Source organism: Streptomyces sp. NPDC111656, from assembly GCF_055656965.1.
The window spans coordinates 566212-590899 of sequence record NZ_JBVKCA010000003.1; the positions used below are offsets into that span (position 1 = coordinate 566212).

20 protein-coding genes are annotated in these 24688 nt (G+C 70.8%); 6 read left to right on the forward strand and 14 right to left on the reverse strand.

Annotated features, from left to right (window positions below):
- The first annotated feature begins 18 nt into the window (after positions 1–18).
- Together ACZ7M3_RS12805 and ACZ7M3_RS12810 are read left to right on the forward strand one after the other, a co-directional pair.
- Positions 19–885 carry an SCO6745 family protein gene (locus ACZ7M3_RS12805; RefSeq protein WP_472062907.1) on the forward strand — a complete coding sequence of 289 codons (867 nt, stop codon included), beginning with the start codon at positions 19–21 and terminating at the stop codon, positions 883–885.
- An 88-nt stretch (positions 886–973) separates the two neighbouring features.
- Positions 974–3373, forward strand: coding sequence for a Tex family protein (locus ACZ7M3_RS12810; protein ID WP_472062908.1), 2400 nt, complete (start codon positions 974–976; stop codon positions 3371–3373).
- Positions 3374–3566: 193 nt separating this feature from the next.
- On the opposite strand, the gene ACZ7M3_RS12815 is transcribed toward ACZ7M3_RS12810, so the two are convergent.
- Positions 3567–5207: an ABC-F family ATP-binding cassette domain-containing protein gene (locus ACZ7M3_RS12815; RefSeq protein ID WP_472062910.1), complete on the reverse strand. Its 1641-nt coding sequence runs from the start codon at positions 5205–5207 to the stop codon at positions 3567–3569.
- A 108-nt stretch (positions 5208–5315) separates the two neighbouring features.
- Complete coding sequence (locus ACZ7M3_RS12820) at positions 5316–6341, reverse strand: oxidoreductase (RefSeq protein WP_095851359.1); 1026 nt, start codon at positions 6339–6341, stop codon at positions 5316–5318.
- Positions 6342–6407: 66 nt separating this feature from the next.
- Between ACZ7M3_RS12820 and ACZ7M3_RS12825 the strand changes: the two genes are divergently transcribed.
- On the forward strand, positions 6408–7382 hold the full coding sequence (locus ACZ7M3_RS12825; RefSeq protein ID WP_472062912.1) for an FAD-dependent oxidoreductase: 975 nt from the start codon (positions 6408–6410) through the stop codon (positions 7380–7382).
- Positions 7383–7395: 13 nt separating this feature from the next.
- On the opposite strand, the gene ACZ7M3_RS12830 is transcribed toward ACZ7M3_RS12825, so the two are convergent.
- On the reverse strand, positions 7396–9357 hold the full coding sequence (locus ACZ7M3_RS12830; RefSeq protein WP_472062914.1) for a Xaa-Pro dipeptidyl-peptidase: 1962 nt from the start codon (positions 9355–9357) through the stop codon (positions 7396–7398).
- 180 nt (positions 9358–9537) lie between these two features.
- On the opposite strand from ACZ7M3_RS12830, the gene ACZ7M3_RS12835 reads away from it, so the two are divergent.
- A complete protein-coding gene (locus ACZ7M3_RS12835) occupies positions 9538–11037 on the forward strand; it encodes a M1 family metallopeptidase (protein WP_472062916.1) in 1500 nt (499 codons plus the stop codon).
- A 95-nt stretch (positions 11038–11132) separates the two neighbouring features.
- Here the strand turns inward: ACZ7M3_RS12835 and ACZ7M3_RS12840 are convergent, their stop codons facing one another.
- The 3 genes from ACZ7M3_RS12840 to ACZ7M3_RS12850 form a co-directional block, all read right to left on the reverse strand.
- On the reverse strand, positions 11133–11609 hold the full coding sequence (locus ACZ7M3_RS12840) for a F0F1 ATP synthase subunit B family protein (protein ID WP_472062918.1): 477 nt from the start codon (positions 11607–11609) through the stop codon (positions 11133–11135).
- Between the two features lie 134 nt (positions 11610–11743).
- Positions 11744–12223: a macro domain-containing protein gene (locus tag ACZ7M3_RS12845; protein WP_472062920.1), complete on the reverse strand. Its 480-nt coding sequence runs from the start codon at positions 12221–12223 to the stop codon at positions 11744–11746.
- Positions 12224–12266: 43 nt separating this feature from the next.
- A complete protein-coding gene (locus tag ACZ7M3_RS12850; RefSeq protein ID WP_472062922.1) occupies positions 12267–13733 on the reverse strand; it encodes an amino acid permease in 1467 nt (488 codons plus the stop codon).
- A 266-nt stretch (positions 13734–13999) separates the two neighbouring features.
- Here ACZ7M3_RS12850 and ACZ7M3_RS12855 point away from each other — a divergent pair, with 266 nt between their 5' ends.
- Positions 14000–14743 carry a MerR family transcriptional regulator gene (locus ACZ7M3_RS12855; protein WP_472062924.1) on the forward strand — a complete coding sequence of 248 codons (744 nt, stop codon included), beginning with the start codon at positions 14000–14002 and terminating at the stop codon, positions 14741–14743.
- Between the two features lie 52 nt (positions 14744–14795).
- Here the strand turns inward: ACZ7M3_RS12855 and ACZ7M3_RS12860 are convergent, their stop codons facing one another.
- The 5 genes from ACZ7M3_RS12860 to ACZ7M3_RS12880 are packed head-to-tail and all read right to left on the reverse strand — an operon-like array spanning position 14796 to position 21610.
- A complete protein-coding gene (locus tag ACZ7M3_RS12860; protein ID WP_472062926.1) occupies positions 14796–16970 on the reverse strand; it encodes a 3-hydroxyacyl-CoA dehydrogenase NAD-binding domain-containing protein in 2175 nt (724 codons plus the stop codon).
- Positions 16971–17028: 58 nt separating this feature from the next.
- Entirely contained in the window at positions 17029–18243 is a 1215-nt protein-coding gene (locus ACZ7M3_RS12865; protein WP_351298897.1) for an acetyl-CoA C-acetyltransferase, read from the reverse strand.
- A gap of 30 nt (positions 18244–18273) precedes the next feature.
- A complete protein-coding gene (locus ACZ7M3_RS12870) occupies positions 18274–19416 on the reverse strand; it encodes an acyl-CoA dehydrogenase family protein (protein WP_388526724.1) in 1143 nt (380 codons plus the stop codon).
- A gap of 14 nt (positions 19417–19430) precedes the next feature.
- The gene (locus ACZ7M3_RS12875) at positions 19431–20444 is read right to left on the reverse strand and encodes an LLM class F420-dependent oxidoreductase (protein WP_472062929.1); all 1014 of its coding nucleotides are present in this window, start codon (positions 20442–20444) and stop codon (positions 19431–19433) included.
- Positions 20444–21610: a CaiB/BaiF CoA transferase family protein gene (locus ACZ7M3_RS12880; RefSeq protein WP_472062931.1), complete on the reverse strand. Its 1167-nt coding sequence runs from the start codon at positions 21608–21610 to the stop codon at positions 20444–20446. Before ACZ7M3_RS12880 ends, ACZ7M3_RS12875 begins: the two co-directional genes overlap by 1 nt.
- Before the next feature lie 296 nt (positions 21611–21906).
- Here ACZ7M3_RS12880 and ACZ7M3_RS12885 point away from each other — a divergent pair, with 296 nt between their 5' ends.
- Complete coding sequence (locus tag ACZ7M3_RS12885; RefSeq protein ID WP_452975063.1) at positions 21907–23079, forward strand: saccharopine dehydrogenase family protein; 1173 nt, start codon at positions 21907–21909, stop codon at positions 23077–23079.
- A 42-nt stretch (positions 23080–23121) separates the two neighbouring features.
- On the opposite strand, the gene mmpA is transcribed toward ACZ7M3_RS12885, so the two are convergent.
- The 3 genes from mmpA to ACZ7M3_RS12900 all read right to left on the reverse strand — a co-directional run bounded on the left by mmpA (position 23122) and on the right by ACZ7M3_RS12900 (position 24640).
- A complete protein-coding gene (mmpA, locus tag ACZ7M3_RS12890) occupies positions 23122–23268 on the reverse strand; it encodes a morphogenic membrane protein MmpA (protein ID WP_162489330.1) in 147 nt (48 codons plus the stop codon).
- Positions 23269–23343: 75 nt separating this feature from the next.
- Positions 23344–24078, reverse strand: a complete 735-nt coding sequence (locus ACZ7M3_RS12895; RefSeq protein WP_472062934.1) for an endonuclease V — start codon at positions 24076–24078, stop codon at positions 23344–23346.
- A 235-nt stretch (positions 24079–24313) separates the two neighbouring features.
- The gene (locus ACZ7M3_RS12900) at positions 24314–24640 is read right to left on the reverse strand and encodes a plasmid stabilization protein (protein WP_067361390.1); all 327 of its coding nucleotides are present in this window, start codon (positions 24638–24640) and stop codon (positions 24314–24316) included.
- Positions 24641–24688 lie beyond the last annotated feature (48 nt).

Below are 24688 nucleotides of genomic sequence, written 5' to 3' on the forward strand. Positions count from 1 at the left end.
AGTCGGTAACCTTCGGGCATGACCATACCTCTGCCGGAGCGCGCCGGGCGGCGCTGCCACAACGCCCTCAACCCGCTGCACTCGACGCACTACTTCTCGCCGGATCTGGGCCGGGAGCTGGCCGACGTCGGGATCGAGGACAGCAACGGCGCGTACTTCGCCGTGCGGGCCGCCGCCATGGGGCCGGTGGGTCCCGGCACGGTGACGGCGACGTTCTACAACTTCCGCCACGAGCTGGTGGCCCGGCATGTGCCCGAGGTGTGGAAGAAGGCCTCCCCGGAGACCGTCCTCGCGGCACGCGCGCGTGCCGTCGACGCGACCTGGCGACGGCTCCTCGGCGAGGACGTCCTCGCCTCCAAGGAGGTCGCCGAGGCGGCGGAGCTCGCCCTGCGGGCCGCGGAGGCCTGCACGAGGACCGCGCGCCCGCTGTACGCGGCGCACGCCGACCTGCCCGTGCCCGACGCGCCGCACCTCGCCCTCTGGCACGGCGCCACACTGCTGCGCGAGCACCGGGGCGACGGTCACCTCTCGGCGCTGCTCGACGCGGAGCTCGACCCGGTCGAGGCGCTGGTGAGCCACACCGCGACCGGCAAGGGCATGGCCCCGAAGTGGGCACTGGGCACGCGCGGCTGGTCGCGCACGCACTGGGAGGCGGCGGTCGAGCGGCTGCGCGAGCGCGGACTGCTGGACGCGGAGGGCGAGTTGACCGAGGCGGGGGTGGCCCTGCGTCAGGAGATCGAGAACCGCACGGACCGGCTGGACCGTGCCCCGTACGAGCATCTGGGCGCCGCGGGCGTGGAACGCCTCACCGAGCTGGCACGGGGCATCCTGATGCGGGCGCTGGCCGCCGGCGCGTTCCCCGAGGGCATGACCGGCAAGGGCTGACAGCGCCGATCGGCGCCCTGATCCCCCATTGTCGGTGTCACCTGCCACAATTGCCGCGCAACCTCAGTGGAGAAGGCGGTACGGGATCGTGACGACACCCCTCGTAGGGTCCATCGAAGGCAGGATCGCCGAGGAGCTCGGCGTACGGGAGCGGCAGGTCAAGGCCGCCGTCGACTTGCTCGACGGCGGGTCGACGGTGCCCTTCATCGCCCGCTACCGCAAGGAAGCGACCGAGATGCTCGACGATGCGCAGCTGCGCACCCTCGAGGAGCGGCTGCGCTATCTGCGGGAGCTGGAGGAGCGGCGCACCGCGATCCTCGAATCGGTGCGCGAGCAGGGCAAGCTCACCGAAGAGGTCGAGGCGCAGATCCGGGGCGCCGAGACGAAGGCGCGGCTCGAGGACATCTATCTGCCGTTCAAGCCGAAGCGGCGCACGAAGGCGCAGATCGCGCGCGAGGCGGGCCTGGAGCCGCTGGCCGAGGGCCTGCTCGGCGACCCGTCGGTCGACCCGCTCGCCGCCGCGGCGGCCTTCGTCGACGCCGACAAGGGCGTCGCCGACCCACAGGCCGCGCTGGACGGCGCCCGGTCGATCCTCACCGAGCGGTTCTCGGAGGACGCCGACCTGATCGGCGAGCTGCGCGAGCGCATGTGGGTGCGCGGCCGCCTGGCCGCCAAGGTGCGGGACGGCAAGGAGGAGGCGGGCGCCAAGTTCGCCGACTACTTCGACTTCGCCGAGCCCTTCAAGGAGCTGCCCTCGCACCGCGTCCTCGCCATGCTGCGCGGCGAGAAGGAGGAGGTCCTCGACCTCGTCCTGGAACCCGAGGAGCCCTCCGAGCAGCCCGGTCCCTCCTCGTACGAGGGAATCGTCGCCCACCACTTCCAGATCGGCGACCGCGGTCGTCCCGCCGACAAGTGGCTCACGGACACCGTCCGCTGGGCCTGGCGCACCCGCATCCTCGTGCACCTCGGCATCGACCTGCGCCTTCGGCTGCGCACGGCCGCCGAGGACGAGGCGGTGAACGTCTTCGCGGCGAACCTGCGGGACCTGCTGCTCGCCGCCCCGGCGGGCACCCGCGCGACGCTGGGCCTCGACCCCGGTTTCCGTACGGGTGTCAAGGTCGCCGTGGTCGACGCGACCGGCAAGGTCGTGGCGACGGACGTCATCTACCCGCACGTCCCGGCCAACAAGTGGGACGAGGCCATCGCCAAACTCGCCCGTCTCGCCAAGGAGCACGCGGTCGAGTTGATCGCGATCGGCAACGGCACGGCGTCCCGCGAGACCGACAAGCTCGCCGGTGAACTCATCACCAAGCACCCGGAGTTGAACCTCACCAAGGTGATGGTGTCCGAGGCGGGGGCTTCGGTGTACTCGGCGTCCGCGTTCGCCTCGCAGGAGCTGCCCGAGATGGACGTGTCGCTGCGCGGCGCCGTCTCCATCGCTCGCCGCCTCCAGGACCCGCTGGCCGAGCTGGTGAAGATCGACCCGAAGTCCATCGGCGTCGGGCAGTACCAGCACGACCTGTCCGAGGTGAAGCTCTCCCGGTCCCTGGACGCGGTGGTCGAGGACTGTGTGAACGGCGTGGGCGTGGACGTGAACACGGCCTCCGCCCCGCTGCTCGCGCGCGTCTCCGGCATCACCTCCGGGCTCGCGGAGAACATCGTGGCGCACCGCGACGCCAACGGCCCCTTCACGTCCCGCACGACCCTCAAGAACGTGGCCCGGCTCGGCCCGAAGGCGTACGAGCAGTGTGCGGGCTTCCTGCGCATCCGGGGTGGGGACGACCCGCTGGACGCCTCCAGCGTGCACCCGGAGGCGTACCCCGTGGTTCGGCGGATGGTGAAGACGGCGGGTAGCGAGGTCGCCTCCCTGATCGGCAACACCGGTGTGCTGCGCTCGCTCAGGCCGACCGACTTCGTGGACGAGACGTTCGGTCTGCCGACCGTCACGGACATCCTGAAGGAGCTGGAGAAGCCCGGGCGCGACCCGCGGCCCGCTTTCAAGACGGCCACCTTCAAGGAGGGCGTCGAGAAGATCTCCGACCTGGCCTCCGGGATGGTGCTCGAAGGGGTCGTCACGAATGTGGCCGCGTTCGGGGCCTTCGTGGACATCGGCGTCCACCAGGACGGTCTGGTGCATGTCTCGGCGATGTCGAAGACGTTCGTGAAGGACCCGCGCGATGTGGCGAAGCCGGGTGACATCGTCAAGGTGAAGGTGCTCGAGATCGACATCCCGCGCAAGCGGATCTCTCTCACGCTGCGGCTCGACGACGAGGCGACTCCGTCGGATCAGCAGGGTGGGGGTGGGCGTCCGCAGCGGGGCGGGCGGCCTCCGCAGCAGCGCCAGCAGCAGCGTCAGGCGCGGGGCGGGGCGGGCGGAGGTGGTGGCGGCGGCGGTTCGCGGCAGGCCGCTCCGCCGCCGGCCAACAGTGCGATGGCCGACGCGCTGCGTCGCGCCGGGTTGGTGGACCCGAAGAAGGGCCGTCGTTGAACCGCGGGTAGGTCGTGGCTGGTCGCGCAGTTCCCCGCGCCCCCCAAGGGGGCGCGGGGAACTGGGCCCACGCTCCTGGAGTGACCGTATGGTCGGCTCGCGCGTCCTCACCTGGGAAGCCACGGAGAGCAAGGGGCTCGAGACCTCTTGGATCATGTCCGGCGCCCGCTCTCTGCGGGCGCGCGGGCGTAGGTCAGCGCTCCGTCACCTTGCCCGCCGCCACTTCCAGCCGGCGCGTGGTGTGGACCGCGTCGAGCATGCGGCGGTCGTGGGTCACGAGCAGCAGGGTGCCCTCGTACGAGTCGAGCGCCGCCTCCAGCTGTTCGATCGCCGGGAGGTCGAGGTGGTTGGTCGGCTCGTCGAGGACGAGGAGGTTGACGCCACGGCCCTGGAGGAGGGCGAGGGCCGAGCGGGTGCGCTCGCCGGGAGAGAGGGTGGCCGCCGGGCGCAGGACGTGTTCCGCCTTGAGGCCGAACTTGGCCAGCAGGGTGCGGACCTCGGCCGGTTCGGTGTCGGGGACGGCTGCGCCGAACGCGTCGAGCAGGGACTCGGAGCCGTGGAAGAGTTTGCGGGCCTGGTCGACCTCGCCGACGATGACGCCGGAGCCGAGGGTCGCGTGACCGGCGTCCAGCGGGACCCGGCCGAGCAGGGCGCCGAGCAGGGTCGACTTGCCCGCGCCGTTGGCGCCCGTGACGGCGACCCGGTCCGCCCAGTCGATCTGGAGGGTCGCGGGGCCGAAGGTGAAGTCGCCGCGCCGCACCTCGGCGTCACGCAGGGTGGCGACGACGGCGCCAGAGCGCGGTGCGGCCGCGATCTCCATCCGCAGCTCCCACTCCTTGCGCGGCTCGTCGACGACGTCCAGGCGCTCGATCATGCGCTGGGTCTGCCGGGCCTTGGACGCCTGCTTCTCGCTGGCCTCGCTGCGGAACTTGCGGCCGATCTTGTCGTTGTCGTTGTTCGCCTTGCGCCGGGCGTTCTTCACGCCCTTGTCCATCCAGGAGCGCTGCATCTGGGCGCGGCCTTCGAGGGCGGAGCGCTTGTCGGCGTACTCCTCGTAGTCGTCGCGGGCGTGCCGGCGGGCGGTGTCGCGCTCCTCCAGGTAGGCCTCGTAGCCGCCGCCGTAGAGGGTGATCTGCTGCTGGGCGAGGTCGAGTTCGAGCACCTTGGTGACCGTGCGGGTCAGGAACTCGCGGTCGTGGCTGACGACGACGGTGCCCGCGCGCAGCCCGGAGACGAAGCGTTCGAGCCGCTCCAGGCCTTCCAGGTCCAGGTCGTTGGTGGGCTCGTCGAGGAGGAAGACGTCGTAGCGGGACAGGAGCAGGGAGGCGAGTCCGGCGCGGGCCGCCTGGCCGCCGGACAGGGACGTCATCGGCTGGTCGAGGTCGACGCCGAGCCCGAGGGTGTCGGCGACCTCCTCGGCGCGCTCGTCGAGGTCGGCGCCGCCGAGGTCGAGCCAGCGCTCCAGGCTCTCCGCGTACGCGTCGTCCGCGCCCGGCGCGCCGTCGACGAGTGCCTGCGTCGCCTCGTCCATCACGCGCTGGGCCTCGGCCACACCGGTGCGCCGGGCCAGGAACTCCCGGACGCTCTCGCCCTCCCGCCGCTCCGGCTCCTGCGGCAGATGACCGACGCTCGCCGACGGCGGGGACAGCCGCAGCTCCCCCTCCTCGGGCGTGAGCAGTCCGGCGAGCATCCGCAGCAGGGTGGACTTGCCCGCGCCGTTGGCACCGACGAGTCCGATCACATCGCCGGGCGCGATCACGAGGTCGAGCCCGGAGAAGAGCGAGCGGTCGCCGTGTCCGGCGGCGAGGTTCTTGGCGACGAGAGTGGCAGTCATCAGGAGGCCGATCCTAACGGCCCGGCCGCCCCGGCTGCGCCTCCGTTTCCGTGCGGGGCCACGCCCCGGTTTCCGTGCGGGCCGCACCCCCGTGTCGGTGCGGCCCGCTCAGTGGGCCATCGCCTCCACCAGCACACTCCCCGAGGTCCGCGCCACGAGAAAGGACTCCCCCTTCACGGCCTTGGCGTCCAGGGCGATCCGGTGTCTGCCCGCCTCCAGGATCCCGTCGAAGACCTCCTGCGTGTGCGTGCGGTACAGCCGGTCGAGGCGGTACGCGGTGATCTGGACCCGGCAGGTGGAGGTGACCTCGATACCCGCCTCGCCGTCGGCGGCGACCAGGCGGGTGAGGCGGCGCAGCTCGTGGGGACTGCGGTCCAGGGCGTGCTCGATCTGCGCGACGAGGAGCGGGACGACGGGGGCCAGGCCGTCGACGTAGGCGACCTCGACCCCGGCACGCTCGAAGGACTGCCGTACGGCCGCGCGCTCCTGTTCGCCGATGGCGCGCCCGAAGGCCACCGCGCCGTACCCGCGGAGTTCCTCGGCCGGGACGTCGGTGGCGTCGCGGGTGATGTCGGCGCCGATACCGATGGTGCGCAGGGCGGCGGCGAGCTTGGCGAGCACGGCGACCCTGGCGCCGATGAGCAGGACCCGGCGGCGCGCCCCGGGGTCGCCGAGGAGCAGCGAGTTCAGGGCGCTGCGGTACTCGGCGCCCTGGAAGCGGAACGGCCCTATCCCGTGATAGCCGTTGAGCTCCAGATCGGCGTGTTCGCCGGTCTGCCAGGCGAAGTCGCGCCACACGTAGTCGTCGCGGGAGTCGTCCTTCTCGATGACGGCGGTCACGGCACCGCATTCGATGCCCTCGCACTCGGGGCAGCCGTAGATCACGTAGCGGCCGTCGTCGAGCGGCGCCTCGGCCTCCAGGAGGAGGCTTCGGACCTGGGCGGTGAAGATGGCGGGTGGTACGTCGGAGGCGAGCGGGGACACCGCGTCGAGGTCGGAGAGCTGGTACAGCAGCGGGCGGCCGTCGACGATGAAGTCGACGAAGTCCCGGTGCACTTGGTAGTCACCGTTGGCGAGGACTCCTCCGGCACGCATCGCCGGTGCCAGGCCAAAGGTCGCGTACTCGGCAGACATGCTGTGAGTATCCCCAGACTGGGAGTGATGTGAGCACGGCATGACATATTCCGCTAACGTCCCGGCATGGACAACGTGCCCAGCGGTGACGTGATCGTGGTCGGAAGCGGTGTCGTCGGTCTGACGACGGCGATCGTCCTGGCCGAGCGCGGCCGGCGGGTACGGGTGTGGGCGCGGGAGTCCGGCGAGCTGACCACCTCGGCCGTTGCCGGCGCGCTGTGGTGGCCGTACCGCATCCGGCCGAAGGCGCTCGCGGGCGAATGGGCCCTGCGATCACTCTCCGCGTACGAGGAGTTGGCGGCCCGGCCCCGGGAGACGGGCGTACGACTGGTCGAGGGCGTACAGGGCGAGACGCGGCTGGACGCGCTGGAGCCGTGGGCCGCCCGGGTGCCGGGGCTGCGCGCGGCGACGGCCGAGGAGTACGCGGGTACGGGGCTGTGGGCGCGGCTGCCGCTGATCGACATGCCGGTGCATCTGCGCTGGCTGCGCGAGCGGTTCCTGCGGGCGGGCGGGACGATCGAGACACGGACGGTGACGGATCTCGCGGAGGTCGAGGCGCCGGTCGTCGTCAACTGCACGGGTCTCGGCGCCCACACGCTCGTACCGGATCCGGCCGTACGGCCCGTGCGCGGACAGCTCGTGATCGTGGAGAACCCCGGGGTCCATACCTGGCTCGTGTCGACGGACTCGGACGCCGGGACGACCACCTATGTCTTCCCGCATCCGGACCGGCTCGTGCTGGGTGGTACGACCGACGACGATGACTGGTCGCTCACGCCGGATCCGGCGGCGGCCGAAGCGATCGTCGAACGGTGTGTGGCGCTGCGGCCGGAGATCGCCGGGGCGCGCGTGCTGGGCCATCGGGTGGGGCTGCGGCCGGTGCGTGACACGGTCCGGCTGGAGCGTGAAGTACTGCCCGACGGGCGGGTGTTGGTGCACCACTACGGCCATGGCGGCGCGGGCGTCACGGTGGCCTGGGGCTGCGCGCGGGAGGCGGCCGGGCTCGCGCTGGGCGAGGAACCGGCCGCCGTGCGCCCTTGAGGGGGTCAGTGGATCAGCGGGTCTCCCCCGGGACCCGGAGGGCACTGCTCGGATCGCGTACGCCGTCGAGGCCGGCCGTGCTCGCGGCGGCGGCGGAGCCCGTGGTCGCCCTGGTGAAGGCCTTGGCGCCGCCGACGAACGGCACGTGGGCGGACGTACGGGACAGGTCCAGCGTGAGGGTCGGAGTGGTCGACGGGGGGTCGATGAGGTCCTTGTCGGTGCCCGCGACGATCAGGGCGAGCCGGTGGCCCGCCGGGACGACGTGGTCGGTGGCGGCCAGGTCGAGCGTGATCGTGTAGGCCTTGCCCGGGGTGAGCGGGACGCCCTTGAGGTCGGAGGCGTAGTTGCCGAGGTCGGCCCAGCCGCGGCTGAAGACCGTGGCGGCGACGTCGGTCTTGTTCGCCTGGGTGACCTTGTAGCAGGAGCTGTCGCCGGTCGTGCTCGGACCCCAGCAGGTGCGGTCGGTGAGGGTGGTGATGCCCTCGCCGCCGTCGGCGTAGTCGCGGATGGTGTCCGGGCCCAGGTCGACCAGGACCGCGGAGAGGTGGGCGGTCGAGGTGGTCGGCGTGGCGGTGACGGTCACCTTGGAGGAGCCGGACAGACGCAGGTCCTGGGTCAGCGGCTTGGTGACGAACCCGGCCTTCTCGGGGGTGGACCGGTCGATGTGGGCGGCCCAGTCGGTCTCGCTCAGCTGCGGGTCGTCGGTGAAGGTCTCGCTACCGGAGCCCGTACGCAGGCCGAGGGTGCCGACGCCCGCCTGGGCGCCGGCGCCGGGGCGGAGTGTCGTCGTCTGCGTCCCGCGGGGCGGCCAGACGCCGGCGGTGGCCCATTGGTCGGGGTGGCGCTCGATGTCGGCCATGGGCTCGTCGTCGATGCCGTTGTCGTAGCCGAGGAGTTCGTGGTCGAACCAGCGGTGCAGGGTGTCGACCCAGGCGGTACGGCGGAAGTCGAAGGGGTCGACATGGCCGGTCTGGGAGAGCCAGATCTTGCGCTCGACGCCGTTCTTGGCGAGGGCGCTCCACCACTGGCCGAAGTTCTTGGTGCGGACGTTGAGGTCCTGCATGCCGTGCACCAGGAAGACGCTCGCCCTGACCTTGCTCGCGTCCTTCACGTAGTCGCGCTCGGTCCAGAACTTGGTCCAGTCACCGGTGCGCGGCGCCCCGTCGACGAGCTTCTGCTGCACGGCGGCGCACTTGGCGGTGGCCTCGGGGCTGTCGACGTAGCCGGAGAGCCAGTCCGGGCCCGAGTCGTACAGCGGGGCGCCCTTGGCGAAGTAGTAGTCGTACCAGGAGGAGATGGCGCTGATCGGCACGATGGTCTTCAGGCCCTTGACGCCGGTCGCGGCGACACCGTTGGCGATGGTGCCGTCCCAGCTCTTGCCGATCATGCCGGTTCTGCCGTTGGTCCAGCTCGCCTTGGCCCGGTCGGCGCCGGTACGCGTCGTGTAGCCCTTGGCCCGGCCGTTGAGCCAGTCGACCACGGCCTTCGCGGACTGGATGTCGGAGCGGCCGCCGACGTCCACACAGCCGTCCGAGCGATTGGTTCCGGCCAGGTCGACGCCGACGAAGGCGTAGCCGCGCGGCACGAAGTAGTTGTCGTAGAACAGTGGCATCTGGACGACGTCGCCGTTCGCGTCGTACGTCTTGAGCTGGCTCTCGTTGCCGCGCCCGCAGCAGGAGTAGTACGGGCTGGCGTCCATGATCACGGGAACCTTGCGGCCCTGCTGGGCGAGTTCGCGGGGCCGGACGATGTCGACGGCGACGCGGTCGGTCTTCCCGTCGCCGTCGCCGTCGAGGCCGGTGTCCACCCAGACGGACTCGCGGATCGCCTTCTCGTACGAGTAGACCGGGGTGCTCTCCCGGGGCGCGCCGTGTGCGGCGGCGGGGGCGAGGAAGACGGCCATCAGGGCGGCGGTGGCCGCCGTCGCGAGCGATCTCCAGGTCGTGAAGCGCATACGGCGCGCTGGTTTCGGCATGCGCGGAAGGTACCCCGGTCAACTCCGGTGCAAAAGAGGGTCCGTGGAGGCAGCCGGGCCCGAATCGGTCATGTCGGCCGAATGGCGATCGTGTGACAGGAGGGGCGATGGACAGGGTGACGGCACAGGGAGTCAATAGGCTCCGAACCGTCCTCGTTCCCCCATGACTTGGAGCTCTCCGTGCACCGCAGACTCATCGCCCCGGGCGCGCTCGCCGTCTCCTTGCTGCTGGCGATCCCGGCATCGGCGGCGGACTACACCCCCGGGGCGCCCGGTATCGGCGACCCCTACTACCCGGCCTACGGCAACGGCGGATACGACGTCTCGCACTACGACCTGCGGCTCCAGTACCAGCCGGCCACCGACGAGTTGCAGGGAACGGCGACCGTCCTGGCCACCACCACGCAGGACCTCTCACGCTTCGACCTCGACTTCCTGCTCGACGTGAGCGAGGTGCGGGTCAACGGGGCGAAGGCCTCGTTCACCACCTCGGGTCAGCACGAGCTGGAGATCACCCCGGCGACTCCGCTGCCCAAGGGCACGCCCGTCACGGTCGTCGTCCGTTACAGCGGGGTGCCCTCGACGAAGAGCGCGTACGGCTTCTCGACCTGGCACCGCACTGCGGACGGGGCCGTCGCGGCGGACGAGCCCGAGTCGGCCTGGTGGTGGTTCCCCAGCAACGACCATCCGAGCGACAAGGCCACGTACGACGTCTCGGTGGCCGTGCCGGACGGTACGCAGGCGATCTCCAACGGCACGCTCCAGTCGACGAGTTCACGACTCGGCTGGACCCGCTACAACTGGCGGTCCAACAAGCCGCAGGCGACCTATCTCGCCACGCTCGCCATCGGGAAGTTCGACATCACGACGGGCACGACGGCAGGCGGCGTCCCGGTCGTCAACGCGTACAGCAAGGACCTCGGCGACAACGACGGGGCCGCGCGGGCGAGCGTCGAGCGGACCGGGGAGATCGTCGACTGGCTGACCGGCTACTTCGGCCCGTACCCCTTCAGCTCGGTGGGCGGATACGTGCCGAACACCACCACCGGGTACGCGCTGGAGACCCAGACCCGCGTCTACTACAGCCCCCGGCAGTTCGCGAACGGCTCCAACACCTCCGTGGTCGTCCATGAGCTGGCGCACCAGTGGTACGGCGACGACGTGTCCCTGAAGGGCTGGAAGGACATCTGGATCAACGAGGGCTTCGCGCGGTACGCGCAGTGGCTGTGGTCCGAGCACGAGGGTGAGGGGACGGCGCAGGAGCTCGCGGACTACGTGTACGCCTCGCATCCGGCGGACGACGCCTTCTGGAAGGTCGCGCCGGGCGACCCCGGTCCGGACAACCAGTTCGACACCGCGGTCTACGACCGGGGGGCGGTGGCGGTGCAGGCGCTGCGCAACGAGGTCGGGGACGACACGTTCTTCGCCATCCTGAACGGGTGGCCGCGGGAGCACGCGTACGGGAACGCGTCGGTCGGGGACTTCCAGAAGTACGCGGAGAAGGTGTCGGGCAAGTCGCTCGCCACGCTCTTCGACACCTGGCTGTTCGAGCCGTCGAAGCCGGCGACGGCCGCGGCGCGGGGTGCGTCGATCGCGGTGGCTCCGGCCACGGCGGGGGCTCCGGCGCGACCGAGGTCGTGGAAGAAGATCGCGGCGACCGATTCCGTCCACTCCGGCTGAACCGGCGCAGCGGGCCCCTCAGCGAGGCCTTCGCCCACTCGCCCGCCCCTCTCCCTTTCCGGGGCGGGCGAGTGGGGGCCGTTCACGTACGGGCGTCAGTTGCCCTGCTCCACCGGGGCCGCGATCCGCTCGCCCACGATGCGGCTCGCCAGCTCCGAGGCCAACTCCGATACGGACATACGGAGTTCGGCGTCGGCCGCCGCGCACTCGGACTCGATGCGGGCGCGACCGTCGGCCACCACGGCGTCACGTTCGCGCTGCCCGTCCGCGCGGGCCTCGGCGATCAGGGCGGAGCCCTGTTCGAGGGCCTGCTGACGGACGCGGGCGGCTTCGTGGCGAGCCTCGGCCAACAGGGCCTCGGTCCCGAGACGCTCACTCTCGGCGCGGGCGCGCACGGCTTCGGCGCGCTCCTTGGCGCCGTTGATCGCGTCGTCCCGCAGTTCGAGCGCCCGGTTCATCCGCGGGAGCACGCGGGCGACGAGCACGTAGATGAAGGCGAACAGCGCCAGGGCGTAGCCCAGGTCCTGAACCTTCGGGTTGAGTGGACCTATCGGGTAGGGGATGAGTTCCATGGCCGTGACTTACCCGCTCATGCGTGCGAACCAACGCGCATCTGCGCCAGAGTTGACCGAAAACAGCCCCTCCGACCGACTCCGGCGGCCCGCCGTCGGCGCGCGAAACCGCGCACTCACCCTTCGGGTCCCGCTCACTCCCCGTGGTCGTACACCGTCACCGCCACCCCCCGCTCCGCCAGCCGTCGCATGACGAGCGGCTCCACCCGGGACCAGTTGCCGCCGGCCAGACCGCAGCCGATGCGGGGCATGTGGACGGACGCGTCGAGTTCGGCGGCCTTGGTTTCCACGTGGGCGAGGCCCGCATCGATCGCCTCGTAGCGGACGGGGACCCCCTTGCTGCCCGTCCTGATGCCCCGCTGGCCTATCAGGTTCGCCACCCACACGTACTTCTCGACCTGGACGAACTGGGTCGCGCCCAGCCCGAAGTCGTTGTGCGCCCGGTCCCGGTGCCACGCCCGGTACGCCGCCTCCGGCTCGGGCCAGCGGCGGGAGAGGGCAAGGACGAAGCCCTTCCCCCAGCCCCCGATGTCATTGCAGACATGGACGATCAGCTTGACGCCCTTGACCGACGGAACGGTGGCGTCACCCCGGACATACGTGATCCCCGACATGACGCCACCGTAGGCGCCGCCACTGACAACGGCGTCCGACCTGCTACTTCGTCAGCTCGCTCAGTTCCTGGTCCGTGGCCCTCGAGACCCGGTGGCGGATCGCGAACCAGCCGCCGACCAACAGGGCCGCGATCACCGGGATGAGGAGCAGGGTCTTGCGGCCGACCTCGGGGTCGTTCCCCATCAGGCCGAGCACGGCCAGCAGGAAGGCGATGGTGACGATCTCGGTCACGGGGCTGCCGGGGAGCCGGAAGGACGGGCGGCTGACCAGGCCCTCCTTGGCGCGGCGGACGAACACCAGGTGACAGACCATGATGATCACCCAGGTGCTGATGATGCCCAGGGACGCCACGTTCAGGACGATCTCGAAGGCCTGGCTGGGCATGAGGTAGTTCAGGCCGACGCCGAGCACACACACCGCGCAGGTGAGCAGGATGCCGCCGTACGGGACCTGGTTGCGGTTCATCTTCGCGGTGAACCGGGGCGCGGAGCCCGCCATCGCCATGGAGCGCAGGATGCGTCCGGTGGAGTACAGGCCGGAGTTCAGGGACGACATGGCCGCGGTGAGGACGACCAGGTTCATGACGTCACCGGCACCCTGGACGCCGATCTTCGACAGGACGGTGACGAAGGGGCTCTCGTCGGCCGAGTAGACCGACCCGGGCAGCAGCAGCGCGAGCAGCACGACCGAGCCGACGTAGAACAGGCCCACGCGCCACATGATCGAGTTCACCGCGCGCGGGACGACCTTCTCCGGCTCGGCGGTCTCGCCCGCGGCGACGCCGACCAGCTCCAGGGCCGCGTACGCGAAGATCACGCCCTGCATCACCAGGACGACCGGCATGATCCCGTGCGGGAGCAGACCGCCGTGGTCCGTGATGACGCTCAGGCCGGGCTTCTGGCCGCCCACGTCGTGGTGCGTGGCCAGCAGGAAGATGCCGACCAGCATGAAGGAGACGAGGGTGGCGACCTTGACGATCGCGAACCAGAACTCCATCTCGCCGAAGATCTTCACCGAGATCAGGTTGACGGCGAGGACCACCGCGAGGGCGATCAGCGCCAGCACCCACTGCGGGATGTCGGTGAAGAAGCTCCAGTAGTGCGTGTAGAGCGCGATCGCGGTGATGTCGGCGATGCCGGTCGTCGACCAGTTGAGGAAGTACATCCACCCGGCGACGTACGCGCCCTTCTCGCCGAGGAACTCGCGCGCGTACGACACGAAGGACCCGGAGGACGGCCGGTAGAGGACCAGCTCGCCGAGCGCGCGCACGACGAAGAAGGCGAAGACTCCGCAGACGAGGTAGGCGATCGCCAGCGCGGGTCCCGCGCTGTGGAGGCGGCCGCCGGCGCCGAGGAAGAGTCCGGTGCCGATCGCGCCGCCGATGGCGATCATGTTGACGTGGCGGGCCTTGAGGTCCTTGCTGTAACCGGCGTCACCCGCGTCCGCGGGCGTGCGGGCCGCGTCGGTGCGGGATGCGGCCTTGGCCGTGTCTACGGCGTCCTTGCTCACGCGTGGATCTACTCTCTGGTGCGCCCACGCACCGAGTACGCGGGTTTCCGGATGTGCCTCGGCCCGCTCCACCCCTGACGCGGCGCAGACCAAGGAGCCACCTTCCCCGAGGGATCCCCCCGATGCGATGGCACAGCTCACACCGCGGAACATCTCACATGGTGATCAAAGGGTGCAGAACTCGTCGACAGCGCTTTCACAGGACCGGTGAGACAGCAATACTGTTGCACCTGATCGCTGCACCATCGAAGGGGCGAGGACCTGCCATGACGACGGACACCGAGGAGCCGACGCTCACGGTCGACGAGCTGGCGGCACGCGCGGGCGTCACGGTCCGTACGGTCCGCTTCTACAGTTCCAAGGGGCTGCTCCCGCCGCCCGTGATCGGACCCCGCCGGGTGGGGCACTACAGCCAGGAGCATCTGGCCCGGCTCGCGCTCATCGAGGAGCTGCAGCGCCAGGGCATGACGCTGGCCGCGATCGAACGCCATCTCCAGCAGCTGCCGGCCGACCTGAGCGCCCGGGATCTCGCCCTTCACCGTGCCGTGGTCGCCTCCTGGGCGCCGGACGCGGCGGAGGACGTGACACGCGAGGAACTGGAACGGCGGGCGGGCCGCCGCCTGGGCGAAGAGGACCTGGAGCGGCTGGTCGCGATGAACATCATCGAGCGGGCCGAGGGCACATCCGACAGCTTGGACGGCTCGGACTCCCCGGGCTCCCCGGACTCCTTCCGCGTGGACCCGGCGCTGCTGGCGCTCGGCGTCCAGCTCCTCGACGTACCGCTCGCGCACGAGTCGATCCTCGCCGCGCGCGGCGTCCTGCTGGAGCACTCCCGCGCGGCGGCACGCGAGCTGTCCGCGTTGCTGCGCGCGGCGGTGGGCGAGCACGAGTCGGTGGCGGCGGTGAAGTCCCTGTCGGCCCACATGCAGCCGCTGGTGGTGCAGGCGCTGCTGACCACGTTCCAGCGCTCCCTGAAGGCGGAGCTGCGGGAGTGGCTCAAGGAGTCCTGAGCCGCTGAAGACTCCTTGAGCCACACCCGCGCGCCGCCTGCTCTGCGCTACGTCAGCTGTCGCTGAACCTCTCGCCCTTCTCCGCCTTCTCGACGAGCAGCGCGGGCGGCGTGAACCGCTCCCCGTAGCGCTCGGCGAGTTCACGCGCGCGTGCCACGAATCCGGACAGACCTCCGTCGTAGCCGTTGATGTACTGGAGCACGCCGCCGGTCCAGCCCGGGAAGCCGATCCCGAAGATGGACCCGATGTTGGCGTCGGCGACGGACGTCAGCACGCCCTCCTCCAGCAGCCGGACGGTGTCCAGCGCCTCGGAGAAGAGCATGCGCTCCTGCATGTCCTTGAACGGGATCTCGTGGCCGGGCTTGGTGTAGTGCTCGCGCAGGCCGGGCCAGAGCTTGCCGCGCTTGCCGTCCGCGCCGTACTCGTAGAAGCCCGCGCCGCCGCTGCGTCCGGTGCGGCCGAACTCGTCGACCATGCGGTCGATGACCGCCTCCGCCGGGTGCGTCTGCCAGGTGCCGCCCGCCTCCTCGACGGCCTGCCTGGACTCCTTGCGGATCTTGCGCGGCAGGGTGAGCGTCAGCTCGTCCATCAGGGAGAGGACCTTGGCCGGGTAGCCCGCCTGGGCCGCCGCCTGCTCGACGGAGGCGGGCTCGATGCCCTCGCCGACCATCGCGACGCCCTCGTTGATGAAGTGGCCGATGACGCGGGAGGTGAAGAAGCCGCGCGAGTCGTTGACGACGATCGGGGTCTTCTTGATCTGCCGTACGAGGTCGAAGGCGCGCGCCAGTGCCTCGTCGCCGCTCCGATCGCCCTTGATGATCTCGACGAGCGGCATCTTGTCGACGGGCGAGAAGAAGTGCAGTCCGATGAAGTCGTCCTGCCGCTCCACACCCTCGGCGAGCACGGTGATCGGCAGGGTCGAGGTGTTGGAGCACAGCAGCGCGTCGGGCTCGACGACGTTCTGGATCTCCTGGAACACCTTGTGCTTGAGGGCCGTGTCCTCGAAGACGGCCTCGATCACGGCGTCGCAGCCGGCCAGGTCGTTCGGGTCGGCGGTGGGCGTGATGCGGGCGAGCAGTTCGTCGGCCTTCTCCTGCGTCGTACGGCCCCGGGAGACGGCCTTCGCGCAGAGCTTCTCGGAGTAGGCCTTGCCCTTGGCCGCCGCCTCCGCCGACACATCCTTCAGGACGACGTCGATGCCGGCGCGGGCGCAGGAGTAGGCGATGCCCGCGCCCATCATCCCCGCCCCGAGGACGGCGACCTTGCGGACCTTGCGCGGTTCGATGCCCTGGGGGCGGTTGGCGCCGGAGTTGACCGCCTGGAGGTCGAAGAAGAACGCCTGGATCATGTTCTTCGAGGTCTGCCCGGTGACCAGCTCGGTGAAGTAGCGGGCCTCAATGGTCTGCGCGGTCTCGAAGTCGACCTGGGAGCCCTCGACGGCGGCGGCCATGATGTTGCGCGGGGCCGGGTAGGGGGCGCCGTTCAGCTGCTTCCTCAGGTTGGCCGGGAAGGCGGGCAGGTTGGCGGCGAACTTCGGGTTCGACGGCGTGCCGCCCGGGATCTTGTAGCCGGGCTTGTCCCAGGGCTGCCGCGACTCGGGGTTGGCGTCGATGAAGGCGCGCGCCTTGGCGAGCATCTCCTCGGAGGTGGCCGCCACTTCGTGGACGAGCCCGTTCTCCAGGGCCCGCTGCGGGGAGTACTGGGTGCCCTGGAGGAGCACCTTCAGCAGCGCGTCGGTGATGCCCATGAGGCGGACGGTGCGGGTGACGCCGCCGCCCGCGGGCAGCAGGCCGAGGGTGACCTCGGGCAGGCCGATCTTGGAGCCGGGGGCGTCGAGGGCGACGCGGTGGTGGGAGGCGAGGGCGATCTCGTAGCCGCCGCCGAGGGCCGCGCCGTTGATGGCGGCCACGACCGGCTTGCCCAGGGTCTCGATGCGGCGCAGGGAGGACTTGATGGCCATGCCGGTGTCGAAGGCGTCCTGGGCGTTCTCCGGACCTGCCTTGATCATGTCCTTGAGGTCGCCGCCCGCGAAGAAGGTCTTCTTGGCGGAGGTGTAGATGATGCCCCGGATGGAGTCCTTCTCGGTCTCGGCGCGTTCGGCGATCGCCGCGATCGAGTCCTTGAAGGCCTGGTTCATGGTGTTGGCGGACTGGTTGGGGTCGTCGAGGACGAGGGTGACGACACCGGTCTCGTCCTGTTCCCAGCGGATGGTGGTGCTCTCGGTCATGAGGAGGGTCTCCGTAGAAGCCGTTTAAGCCGTGGAAGTCTGGGGGTCCCGCCGGGGGTTACAGGCGCTCGACGATGGTCGCGATGCCCATGCCGCCGCCCACGCACAGCGTGGCGAGGCCGTAGCGCTTGTCCTGGCGCTCCAGTTCGTCGACGAGGCTGCCGAGGATCATCGCGCCGGTGGCGCCGAGCGGGTGGCCGAGCGCGATCGCGCCGCCGTTGACGTTGACCTTGTCGAGGGAGAGGCCCATGTCCTTCACGAAACGCAGGACGACCGCGGCGAAGGCCTCGTTGATCTCCACGAGGTCGATGTCGTCGATGGTCAGCCCGGCCTTGGCGAGCGCCTTGCGGGTCGCGGGCGCCGGGCCGGTGAGCATGATGGTGGGCTCGGAGCCGGAGACGGCGGCGGCGACGATCCGCGCGCGCGGGGTGAGGCCGTGGCGCTCGCCGACCTCCTTGGAGCCGATGGCGACCAGGGAGGCGCCGTCGACGATGCCGGAGGAGTTGCCCGCGTGGTGGACGTGGTCGATCTCCTCGACCCAGTGGTACTTCTGCAGCGCCACGGCGTCGAAGCCGCCCAGCTCGCCGATGTCCGCGAACGAGGCCTTCAGCTTGCCGAGCGAGTCGGCGGTGGTGCCGGGGCGCATGTGCTCGTCGTGGTCGAGGACGACGAGCCCGCTGCGGTCCTTCACGGGGACGACGGACTTCTCGAAGCGGCCGTCCTTCCAGGCGGCGGCCGCGCGCTCCTGGGAGAGGGCCGCGTACTCGTCGACGTCCCGCCGGGAGAAGCCCTCGATGGTGGCGATGAGGTCGGCGCCGATGCCCTGCGGCACGAAGTTGGTGGCGATGTTGGTCATCGGGTCGGCGAACCAGGCGCCGCCGTCCGAGGCCATGGGCACACGGGACATCGACTCGACGCCGCCCGCGAGCACCAGGTCCTCCCAGCCGGAGCGGACCTTCATCGCGGCCAGGTTGACGGCTTCCAGGCCCGAGGCACAGAAGCGGTTCTCCTGGACGCCGGCGACCGTGTCGGGCAGTCCTGCGGCGATCGCGGCGATTCGCGCGATGTCGGAGCCCTGGTCGCCGACCGGGCCCACGACACCGAGCACGATGTCGTCGATCGCGGCCGGGTCCAGGCCCGGCAAGCGGCGCTGGATCTCGTGGATGAGGCCGACGACCAGGTCGATGGGCTTGGTGCCGTGCAGGGCGCCGTTCGCCTTGCCGCGCCCGCGCGGGGTGCGGATCGCGTCGTACACGTACGCTTCGGTGCTCACTGATAAGCCTTTCGGGGAGGGTGCGGAGGATCAGCCGAGCAGGGAGCGGCCGATGATCTCCTTCATGATCTCTGTGGTCCCGCCGTAGATGGTCTGGATGCGGCCGTCGACGAAGGCCCTGGCGACGCGGTACTCCGTCATGTAGCCGTAGCCGCCGTGCAGCTGGAGGCAGCGGTCCGCGACGCGTTTTTGCAGTTCGGTGGCCCACCACTTGGCCATCGAGGCGTGCACGGCGTCGAGTTCGCCGTTCGTGTGGTCGACGACGCAGCGGTCGAGGAACGTACGGGTGACGGCGCACTCGGTCGCCATCTCGGCTATCTCGAAGCGGATGTGCTGGAGCTTGGACAGCGGGCGTCCGAAGGCCTCGCGCTCCTTGACGTACTGGGTGGTGATCTCCAGCAGGTACTCGGCCGCCGCGATCCCGGCGACGGCGATGCCCATGCGTTCCTGCGCGAGGTTCGTCATGAGGTGCACGAAGGCGCCGTTGAGCTCCCCGAGCAGGTTCTCCTTGGGGACGCGTACGTCGTGGAAGAACAGCTCGGCCGTGTCCTGCGCCTTCTGCCCGATCTTGTCGAGATTGCGGCCACGCTCGAAGCCTGCCATGCCGCGCTCGACGACGAGCAGAGACAGACCGTGGGCGCCGCCCTCCGGGGTCGTCTTCGCGACGACGATCACCAGGTCGGCGAGGATCCCGTTCGAGATGAAGGTCTTGGAGCCGTTGAGCAGCCAGTGGTCGCCCCGGTCCTCGGCGTGCGTCCTGATGCCCTGGAGGTCGGATCCGGCGCCGGGCTCGGTCATCGCGATCGCCGTGATGAGTGAACCGTCGCAGAACCCGGGCAGCCAGCGCCGCTTCTGCTCCTCGGTGGCCAGGTCCGTCAGATATGGCCCGATGATGTCGTTGTGCAGCCCGAGGGCGAGACCGGCGGCCCCCGCGCGCGTGAACTCCTCGGCGAGTACCGCGCTGTAACGGAAGTCGGCGTTGCCGCCGCCTCCGTACTCCTCCGGTACGGCGAGGCCGAGCAGCCCCTGTTTCCCTGCGGCGCGCCAGGCCTCGCGCGAGACGATGCCGTCCTTCTCCCACTGTTCGTAGTACGGCGTCACCTCCTTGGCGAGGAAGGTGCGCACGGTCTCCCGGAACGCGTCGTGCTCGGCGCCGAAAATCTGCCGCTTCATGCGCGAATGCCCTCCTAGAGCCAGCTCTTGACGGTCTCGACCAGCCGGGCCGGCTCCGGCCCCACGGGAGTGATGTTGAGCGTGTCGACCCCGGCCTCCCGGAAGGTCTCGACACGCTCGCGCACATAGCTCTCCGGCCCGCACAGCGAGATCAGCTCGCAGAACTCGGCCGGTACGGCGGCCTCGGCCTCCTTCTTCCGACCGGAGAGGTACAGCTCCTGGATGAGCCGGGCCTCCTTCTCGTAGCCGTAGGCCACCGCGAGGTCGTTGTAGAAGTTCTTGCCGGGGGCGCCCATGCCGCCTACGTAGAGGGCGATTTTGGGGCGCGCGAGCTCCCGTACGGCCGCCGCGTCCTCGCCGATGGCGAGCAGGCCGCCCGCGACGGTCCGCAGCGGGCCGAGCGCCGGGTCCCGCAGTGCGGCGCCCTCCGCGAGGGGGCCGCCCCACACCTGGTGGGCCTTCTCCGGGATGAAGAGCGTGGGCAGCCAGCCGTCGGCGAGTTCGGCGGTCATCCGGACGTTGGCGGGGCCCAGGGAGGCCACGTACAGCGGGATGTCGGGGCGCACCGGCTTGGTGAGGAGCTTCAGGGGCTTGCCCAGGCCGCCGGGGCGGGGCATGTCGGTGATGCCGTGGTGGTCGATGACCTCGCGGCGCAGGATGCGGCGGGTCAGCTCGATGGCCTCGCGGGTGCGGCCCAACGGCTTGTCGTACGCCTTCCCGTGCCAGCCCTCGACGACCTGCGGGCCCGAGGCACCGAGCCCCAGCATGGCGCGGCCGCCCGAGATCGCGTCGAGTCCGGCGGCGGTCTGCGCGAGGAGCGCCGGAGTGCGCGAGTAGACGTTGAGGATCCCGGAGCCGATCTTCATGCGCTCGGTGCGGGCGGCCAGATAGCCCATGATCGTGGGCGCGTCGAAGCCGTAGGCCTCCGCGACCCAGACGGCGTCCAGACCCGCCGACTCCAGGGCGGCGACCTCGTCGGCGGCCTGCCGGGGGTCGCCCGCGTAGTCGAGCGGGAGGGAGAGCTCCATCAGTCGCCGTCCTTCATCGAGTCGTCCTTCACGAGGTCGTCCCGCGTCAGCCGTGGTACGTCCCAGTCGCGGGCCACGTCCGCGGTGTCGGCGCCCGGCAACGCGGGGCCCGTGCGGACAGAGGTGCGGGTCAGGGAGAAGCGGGGTGCAGGGGCGGGCTGGGTGATGCCGCCGTGGTCGGTGAAGGTGCCGCGGGCCGCGAGGTGGGGGTGGGCCGGGGCCTCCCGCAGCGACAGCACGGGGGCCACACAGGCGTCGGAGCCCTCGAAGACCGCGGTCCACTCGTCCCTGGTGCGGGTCTTGAAGCGGGCGGCGACCGCCTCGCGCAGCTCGCCCCAGCGGGCCAGGTCCTTGCGGGCGTCGGCGTACTCCTCGATGCCAAGCAGTTCCACGAACTCGGCGTAGAACTGCCGCTCCAGGGCGCCCACCGCCATGTACTTCCCGTCGGCCGTCTCGTACGTGCCGTAGTACGGGCAGCCGCCGTCCAGGAGGTTGGCGCCGCGCCGGTCCTGCCAGCCGCCCGCGGCGAGCATGCCGTGGATCATCGAGGCGAGGTGCGCGGCACCGTCGACGATCGCCGTGTCCACGACCTGCCCGGCGCCGGTGGCGCGTGCGTGGTGGAGCGCGGCGAGGACACCGACGACGAGATAGAGCGAGCCGCCCGCGTAGTCGCCGACGAGGTTCGCGGGGACCGTGGGCGGCTCGTCCGGCCTGCCGATCATGCCGAGGGTGCCGGTGAGCGCGATGTACGCGATGTCGTGCCCGGCACGCGAGGCGAGCGGGCCCTGCTGGCCCCAGCCGGTCATCCGGCCGTAGACGAGCCGGGGGTTGCGGGCGTGACAGGTCTCGGGGCCGACGCCGAGGCGCTCGGCGACGCCGGGGCGGTAGCCCTCGACGAGGATATCCGCGCGTTCGACCAGATCGAGGACGCGGGCGGGGCCGTCCTCGGCCTTCAGGTCGATCACGACCGACCGCTTGTTGCGGTTGGTGATGTCGTACTCCGGGGCGACGGGGAGCCCCGTGCCGCCGGGCCGGTCCACGCGGACGACGTCCGCGCCGAGGTCGGCGAGGAGCATGGCGGCGAACGGGCCGGGGCCGATGCCCGCCAGCTCCACCACGCGCACTCCGGCCAGCGGGCCGTACGCCGGCGTCCCTGCCACTGCCATCGAGCCCCCAGTACTGTGACACCACTGATGTGACATCAGAGATGTTAAGAACGTGTTCCATGCCGGGCAAGCCCCCAGCGAGCAAGCGCTTAGTTAAATCCCGGGTGTCGGATCATGCCGAAAGGGCATGAAACAGGGCACGTCAGCGACGTATGCCGGCGCACGGCCGGCGTGCGTTCCCCAGCACGGCCACGGCCACCTCCGACCTCTATGTCGACCTCGTCGTTCGGCTGCTCGTACCTCACGCTAGCCTCAGCCACCGACAACGGCGCTTCGCGCACGACAGATGGGGTGTCATGAGCAGGCTGAACGGGACGGCTCGCACGTACGACATCGTGCTCTTCGGAGCCACCGGGTTCGTCGGGGCCCTCACCGCGGAGTACCTCGCCGCCCACGCGCCCGAGGGGCTGCGCTGGGCGATCGCGGGCCGCGACGAGGAAAAGCTGGCGCGGCTGCGGGAGCGGCTGTCCGGCGCCCCCGACGTGCTCCTGGCGGATGTCGCCGATCCGGCGTCGCTGCGCGAACTCGCCCGCGGCGCGCGCGTGGTGGCGACGACCGTCGGGCCGTACATACTGCATGGCGAGGAGCTGGTCGCCGCCTGCGCCGACGCGGGCACCGACTATCTGGACCTCACCGGCGAGCCCGAGTTCGTGGACCTGATGTACGTCCGGCACGACGCACGGGCGCGGGAGACCGGGGCCCGCCTGGTGCACGCCTGCGGTTTCGACTCGATTCCGCACGACCTGGGCGCCTACTTCACGGTCCGGCAGCTGCCCGAGGACGTGCCGCTGCGGATCGACGGTTTCGTCCGCGCACAGGCGATGTTCTCGGGCGGCACGTTCGCCTCCGCGCTCACCCAGTTCGCGCGCGGGCGGCACATCCTGGCCGCGGCGCGGGATCGCGGGCGGCACGAACCACGGCTGGTCGGACGGCGGGCATACGCCCCGCTGAGCACGCCGCGGTTCGCCAAGGAGGTCGGGGCATGGGCGCTGCCGCTGCCCACCATCGACGCCCAGATCGTGCAGCGTTCGGCGCGGGTGCTGGAGCGTTACGGGCCCGACTTCCGCTACCGCCACTACGCGGCCGTCGAACGGCTGCCGGTCGCGGTGGGCGGGGTCACGGCCGTCGGCGCGGTGTTCGCGGCGGCCCAGGTGCCGCCGGCGCGGCGCTGGCTGTCCGACCGGATCAAGCCGGGCGAGGGGCCCAGTGCCTCGCGGCGGGCGAAGAGCTGGTTCTCGGTGCGATTCGTGGGCGAGGGCGGCGGGCGCCGCGTGTTCACGGAGGTCGCGGGCGGCGACCCCGGCTACGGCGAGACCGCCAAGATGTTCGCGGAGTCCGCGCTGTCGCTCGCCTTCGACGACCTGCCGGAAACGGCCGGACAGGTCACGACGGCGGTGGCGATGGGCGACGCGCTCATCGAGCGGCTGCGCGGGGCGGGGATCACGTTCCGGGTGGCCGCGTCCCGGTAGGGCCGTCCGGAAGTCCTCTAAGCCCTGTCCGGCGGACAGGCCTTAGAGCGGCCAGCCCAGCACCGTGTAGATCATCCCGCCGATCCAGCCGACCCCGGCGAGGACGGAGAGGACGAGCGCGGCCATCACGGTGCGCTCGACGGGCTGGGTGGCGCCGGTGGCGGGCTTCGGGGAACGGTGCGTCGTCATGCCCGACAGCCTGCCGATCATGACGGCGCCCCCGCATCCGTACAGGTACTCAGAACACGTACTCAGGGCACGCACTCAGTCAACGGGTGAGGCTCCTGAGGGAGTTGTCTCCTTCAGGGCCCGTCGGCACAGGGAGTCCGCGCTTCGGGTGGTCTGCGGGAGACGGTACTTCGGGGTGAGCGCGAGGGTGTGCGCACAGGCGTTGTCGAGGCTCACCCGGTGGCCGACCGAGACGAAGACCGGCTTGACGCCGTCCTGGGTGCGCAGTGCCCGACCGACCTCCTCCGGGCCCGTCGGTTCGCCCGCGAGCAGCGGGGAGGCGCTGCCGCGCCGGGCGCCGGGCTCCTCGTAGGAGAAGGTGAACGGGTTCTTGGCCACCCCGATCGTGGGGAGCCCGGTGAGTACGCCGAGGTGGCTGGCGAGGCCGAAACGGCGGGGGTGGGCGAACCCGTAGCCGTCGCAGACCACGAGACCCGGCGCGCACGGCAGCGCGTCGAGCACGGCCAGCACGGTCGGGATCTCGCGGAAGGCGAGCAGCCCGGGGACGTAGGGGAAGGAGACCTGTCCGACGGCGGTGGCCTCGGCGACGACGGCGAGGGTCGCCGCGTCGAGCACGACGGCCGCGGCCACGACGACGTCCCGCTCGTCGTCGTACGCCACGTCGACGCCCGTCACTCTGCCGGTGCCGGGCGGCGGCCCGGGTTCGTCGAGCACCACGCGCCCCCGCAGTTCGTCCTGCACGGCGCGGGCCTGCTCCTCGGTCGCGGGCCAACCCGCGGGAATCGGTACGGTGTTCGACGAGATGTTCATGGTGCCGACGAGCCTAGGGCCTGTCCGGCGGATCAAGTCGCAGGAAACGGACCGTGCCTCATCAACGCTGGTGAGCGGGGCTTGGTGCGTGCAGCTGCAAGGCGGAGGAGGGAGTCATGGCGGAGCCATGGCGACCGACGACAACGCCGCAGATGGGCGTGCCAAGCCCCGCGTCTGCGGCATGATCCGCCGGACAGGCCCTAAGCCCACAGCGCCGGAAGAGGCCTGGGGGCGGTCACTTGTCGCCCAGCGCGCGCCTCAGCTCCTCCTTGTTCATGTCCGACCGGCCGTGGATGTCGCGGCGCTTGGCCTCCTCGTACAGCTGGTCGTACGTGGGTCCCTGAGCACCCTGGTGGGAGCGCAGGCCGCCGCGCCTGCCGGAGGAGATGTCCTCGGTGGACGTGCGGCTCGCGGTCTTCGACTCGCCGGCCCGGGCGCGCTCCTTGTTGACGGTGCGCGCGGCGATCTCCTCGGCGCGCTCCCTGCTCTCTCCCCGGTCGAGAGCGCTCTCCTTGATGTGCTCGTACTGGCGTTCCCGCTTGGGACTGGAGCCACGGGGCATGGCGGCTCACTTCCTTCCGTGTCGCCGATCGCTTGCCTGCGCGTAGGC

Coding starts and splice junctions, on each gene's coding strand:
- ACZ7M3_RS12815 (WP_472062910.1), bottom strand. CDS start 5,207: ATGACTGCCACTCTCGTCGCCAAGAACCTCGCCGCCGGACACGGCGAC.
- ACZ7M3_RS12885 (WP_452975063.1), top strand. CDS start 21,907: ATGAGCAGGCTGAACGGGACGGCTCGCACGTACGACATCGTGCTCTTC.
- ACZ7M3_RS12825 (WP_472062912.1), top strand. CDS start 6,408: ATGGACAACGTGCCCAGCGGTGACGTGATCGTGGTCGGAAGCGGTGTC.
- ACZ7M3_RS12820 (WP_095851359.1), bottom strand. CDS start 6,341: ATGTCTGCCGAGTACGCGACCTTTGGCCTGGCACCGGCGATGCGTGCC.
- ACZ7M3_RS12845 (WP_472062920.1), bottom strand. CDS start 12,223: ATGTCGGGGATCACGTATGTCCGGGGTGACGCCACCGTTCCGTCGGTC.
- ACZ7M3_RS12840 (WP_472062918.1), bottom strand. CDS start 11,609: ATGGAACTCATCCCCTACCCGATAGGTCCACTCAACCCGAAGGTTCAG.
- ACZ7M3_RS12860 (WP_472062926.1), bottom strand. CDS start 16,970: ATGACCGAGAGCACCACCATCCGCTGGGAACAGGACGAGACCGGTGTC.
- ACZ7M3_RS12870 (WP_388526724.1), bottom strand. CDS start 19,416: ATGAAGCGGCAGATTTTCGGCGCCGAGCACGACGCGTTCCGGGAGACC.
- ACZ7M3_RS12880 (WP_472062931.1), bottom strand. CDS start 21,610: ATGGCAGTGGCAGGGACGCCGGCGTACGGCCCGCTGGCCGGAGTGCGC.
- ACZ7M3_RS12805 (WP_472062907.1), top strand. CDS start 19: ATGACCATACCTCTGCCGGAGCGCGCCGGGCGGCGCTGCCACAACGCC.
- ACZ7M3_RS12875 (WP_472062929.1), bottom strand. CDS start 20,444: ATGGAGCTCTCCCTCCCGCTCGACTACGCGGGCGACCCCCGGCAGGCC.
- ACZ7M3_RS12895 (WP_472062934.1), bottom strand. CDS start 24,078: ATGAACATCTCGTCGAACACCGTACCGATTCCCGCGGGTTGGCCCGCG.
- mmpA (WP_162489330.1), bottom strand. CDS start 23,268: ATGACGACGCACCGTTCCCCGAAGCCCGCCACCGGCGCCACCCAGCCC.
- ACZ7M3_RS12900 (WP_067361390.1), bottom strand. CDS start 24,640: ATGCCCCGTGGCTCCAGTCCCAAGCGGGAACGCCAGTACGAGCACATC.
- ACZ7M3_RS12855 (WP_472062924.1), top strand. CDS start 14,000: ATGACGACGGACACCGAGGAGCCGACGCTCACGGTCGACGAGCTGGCG.
- ACZ7M3_RS12830 (WP_472062914.1), bottom strand. CDS start 9,357: ATGCCGAAACCAGCGCGCCGTATGCGCTTCACGACCTGGAGATCGCTC.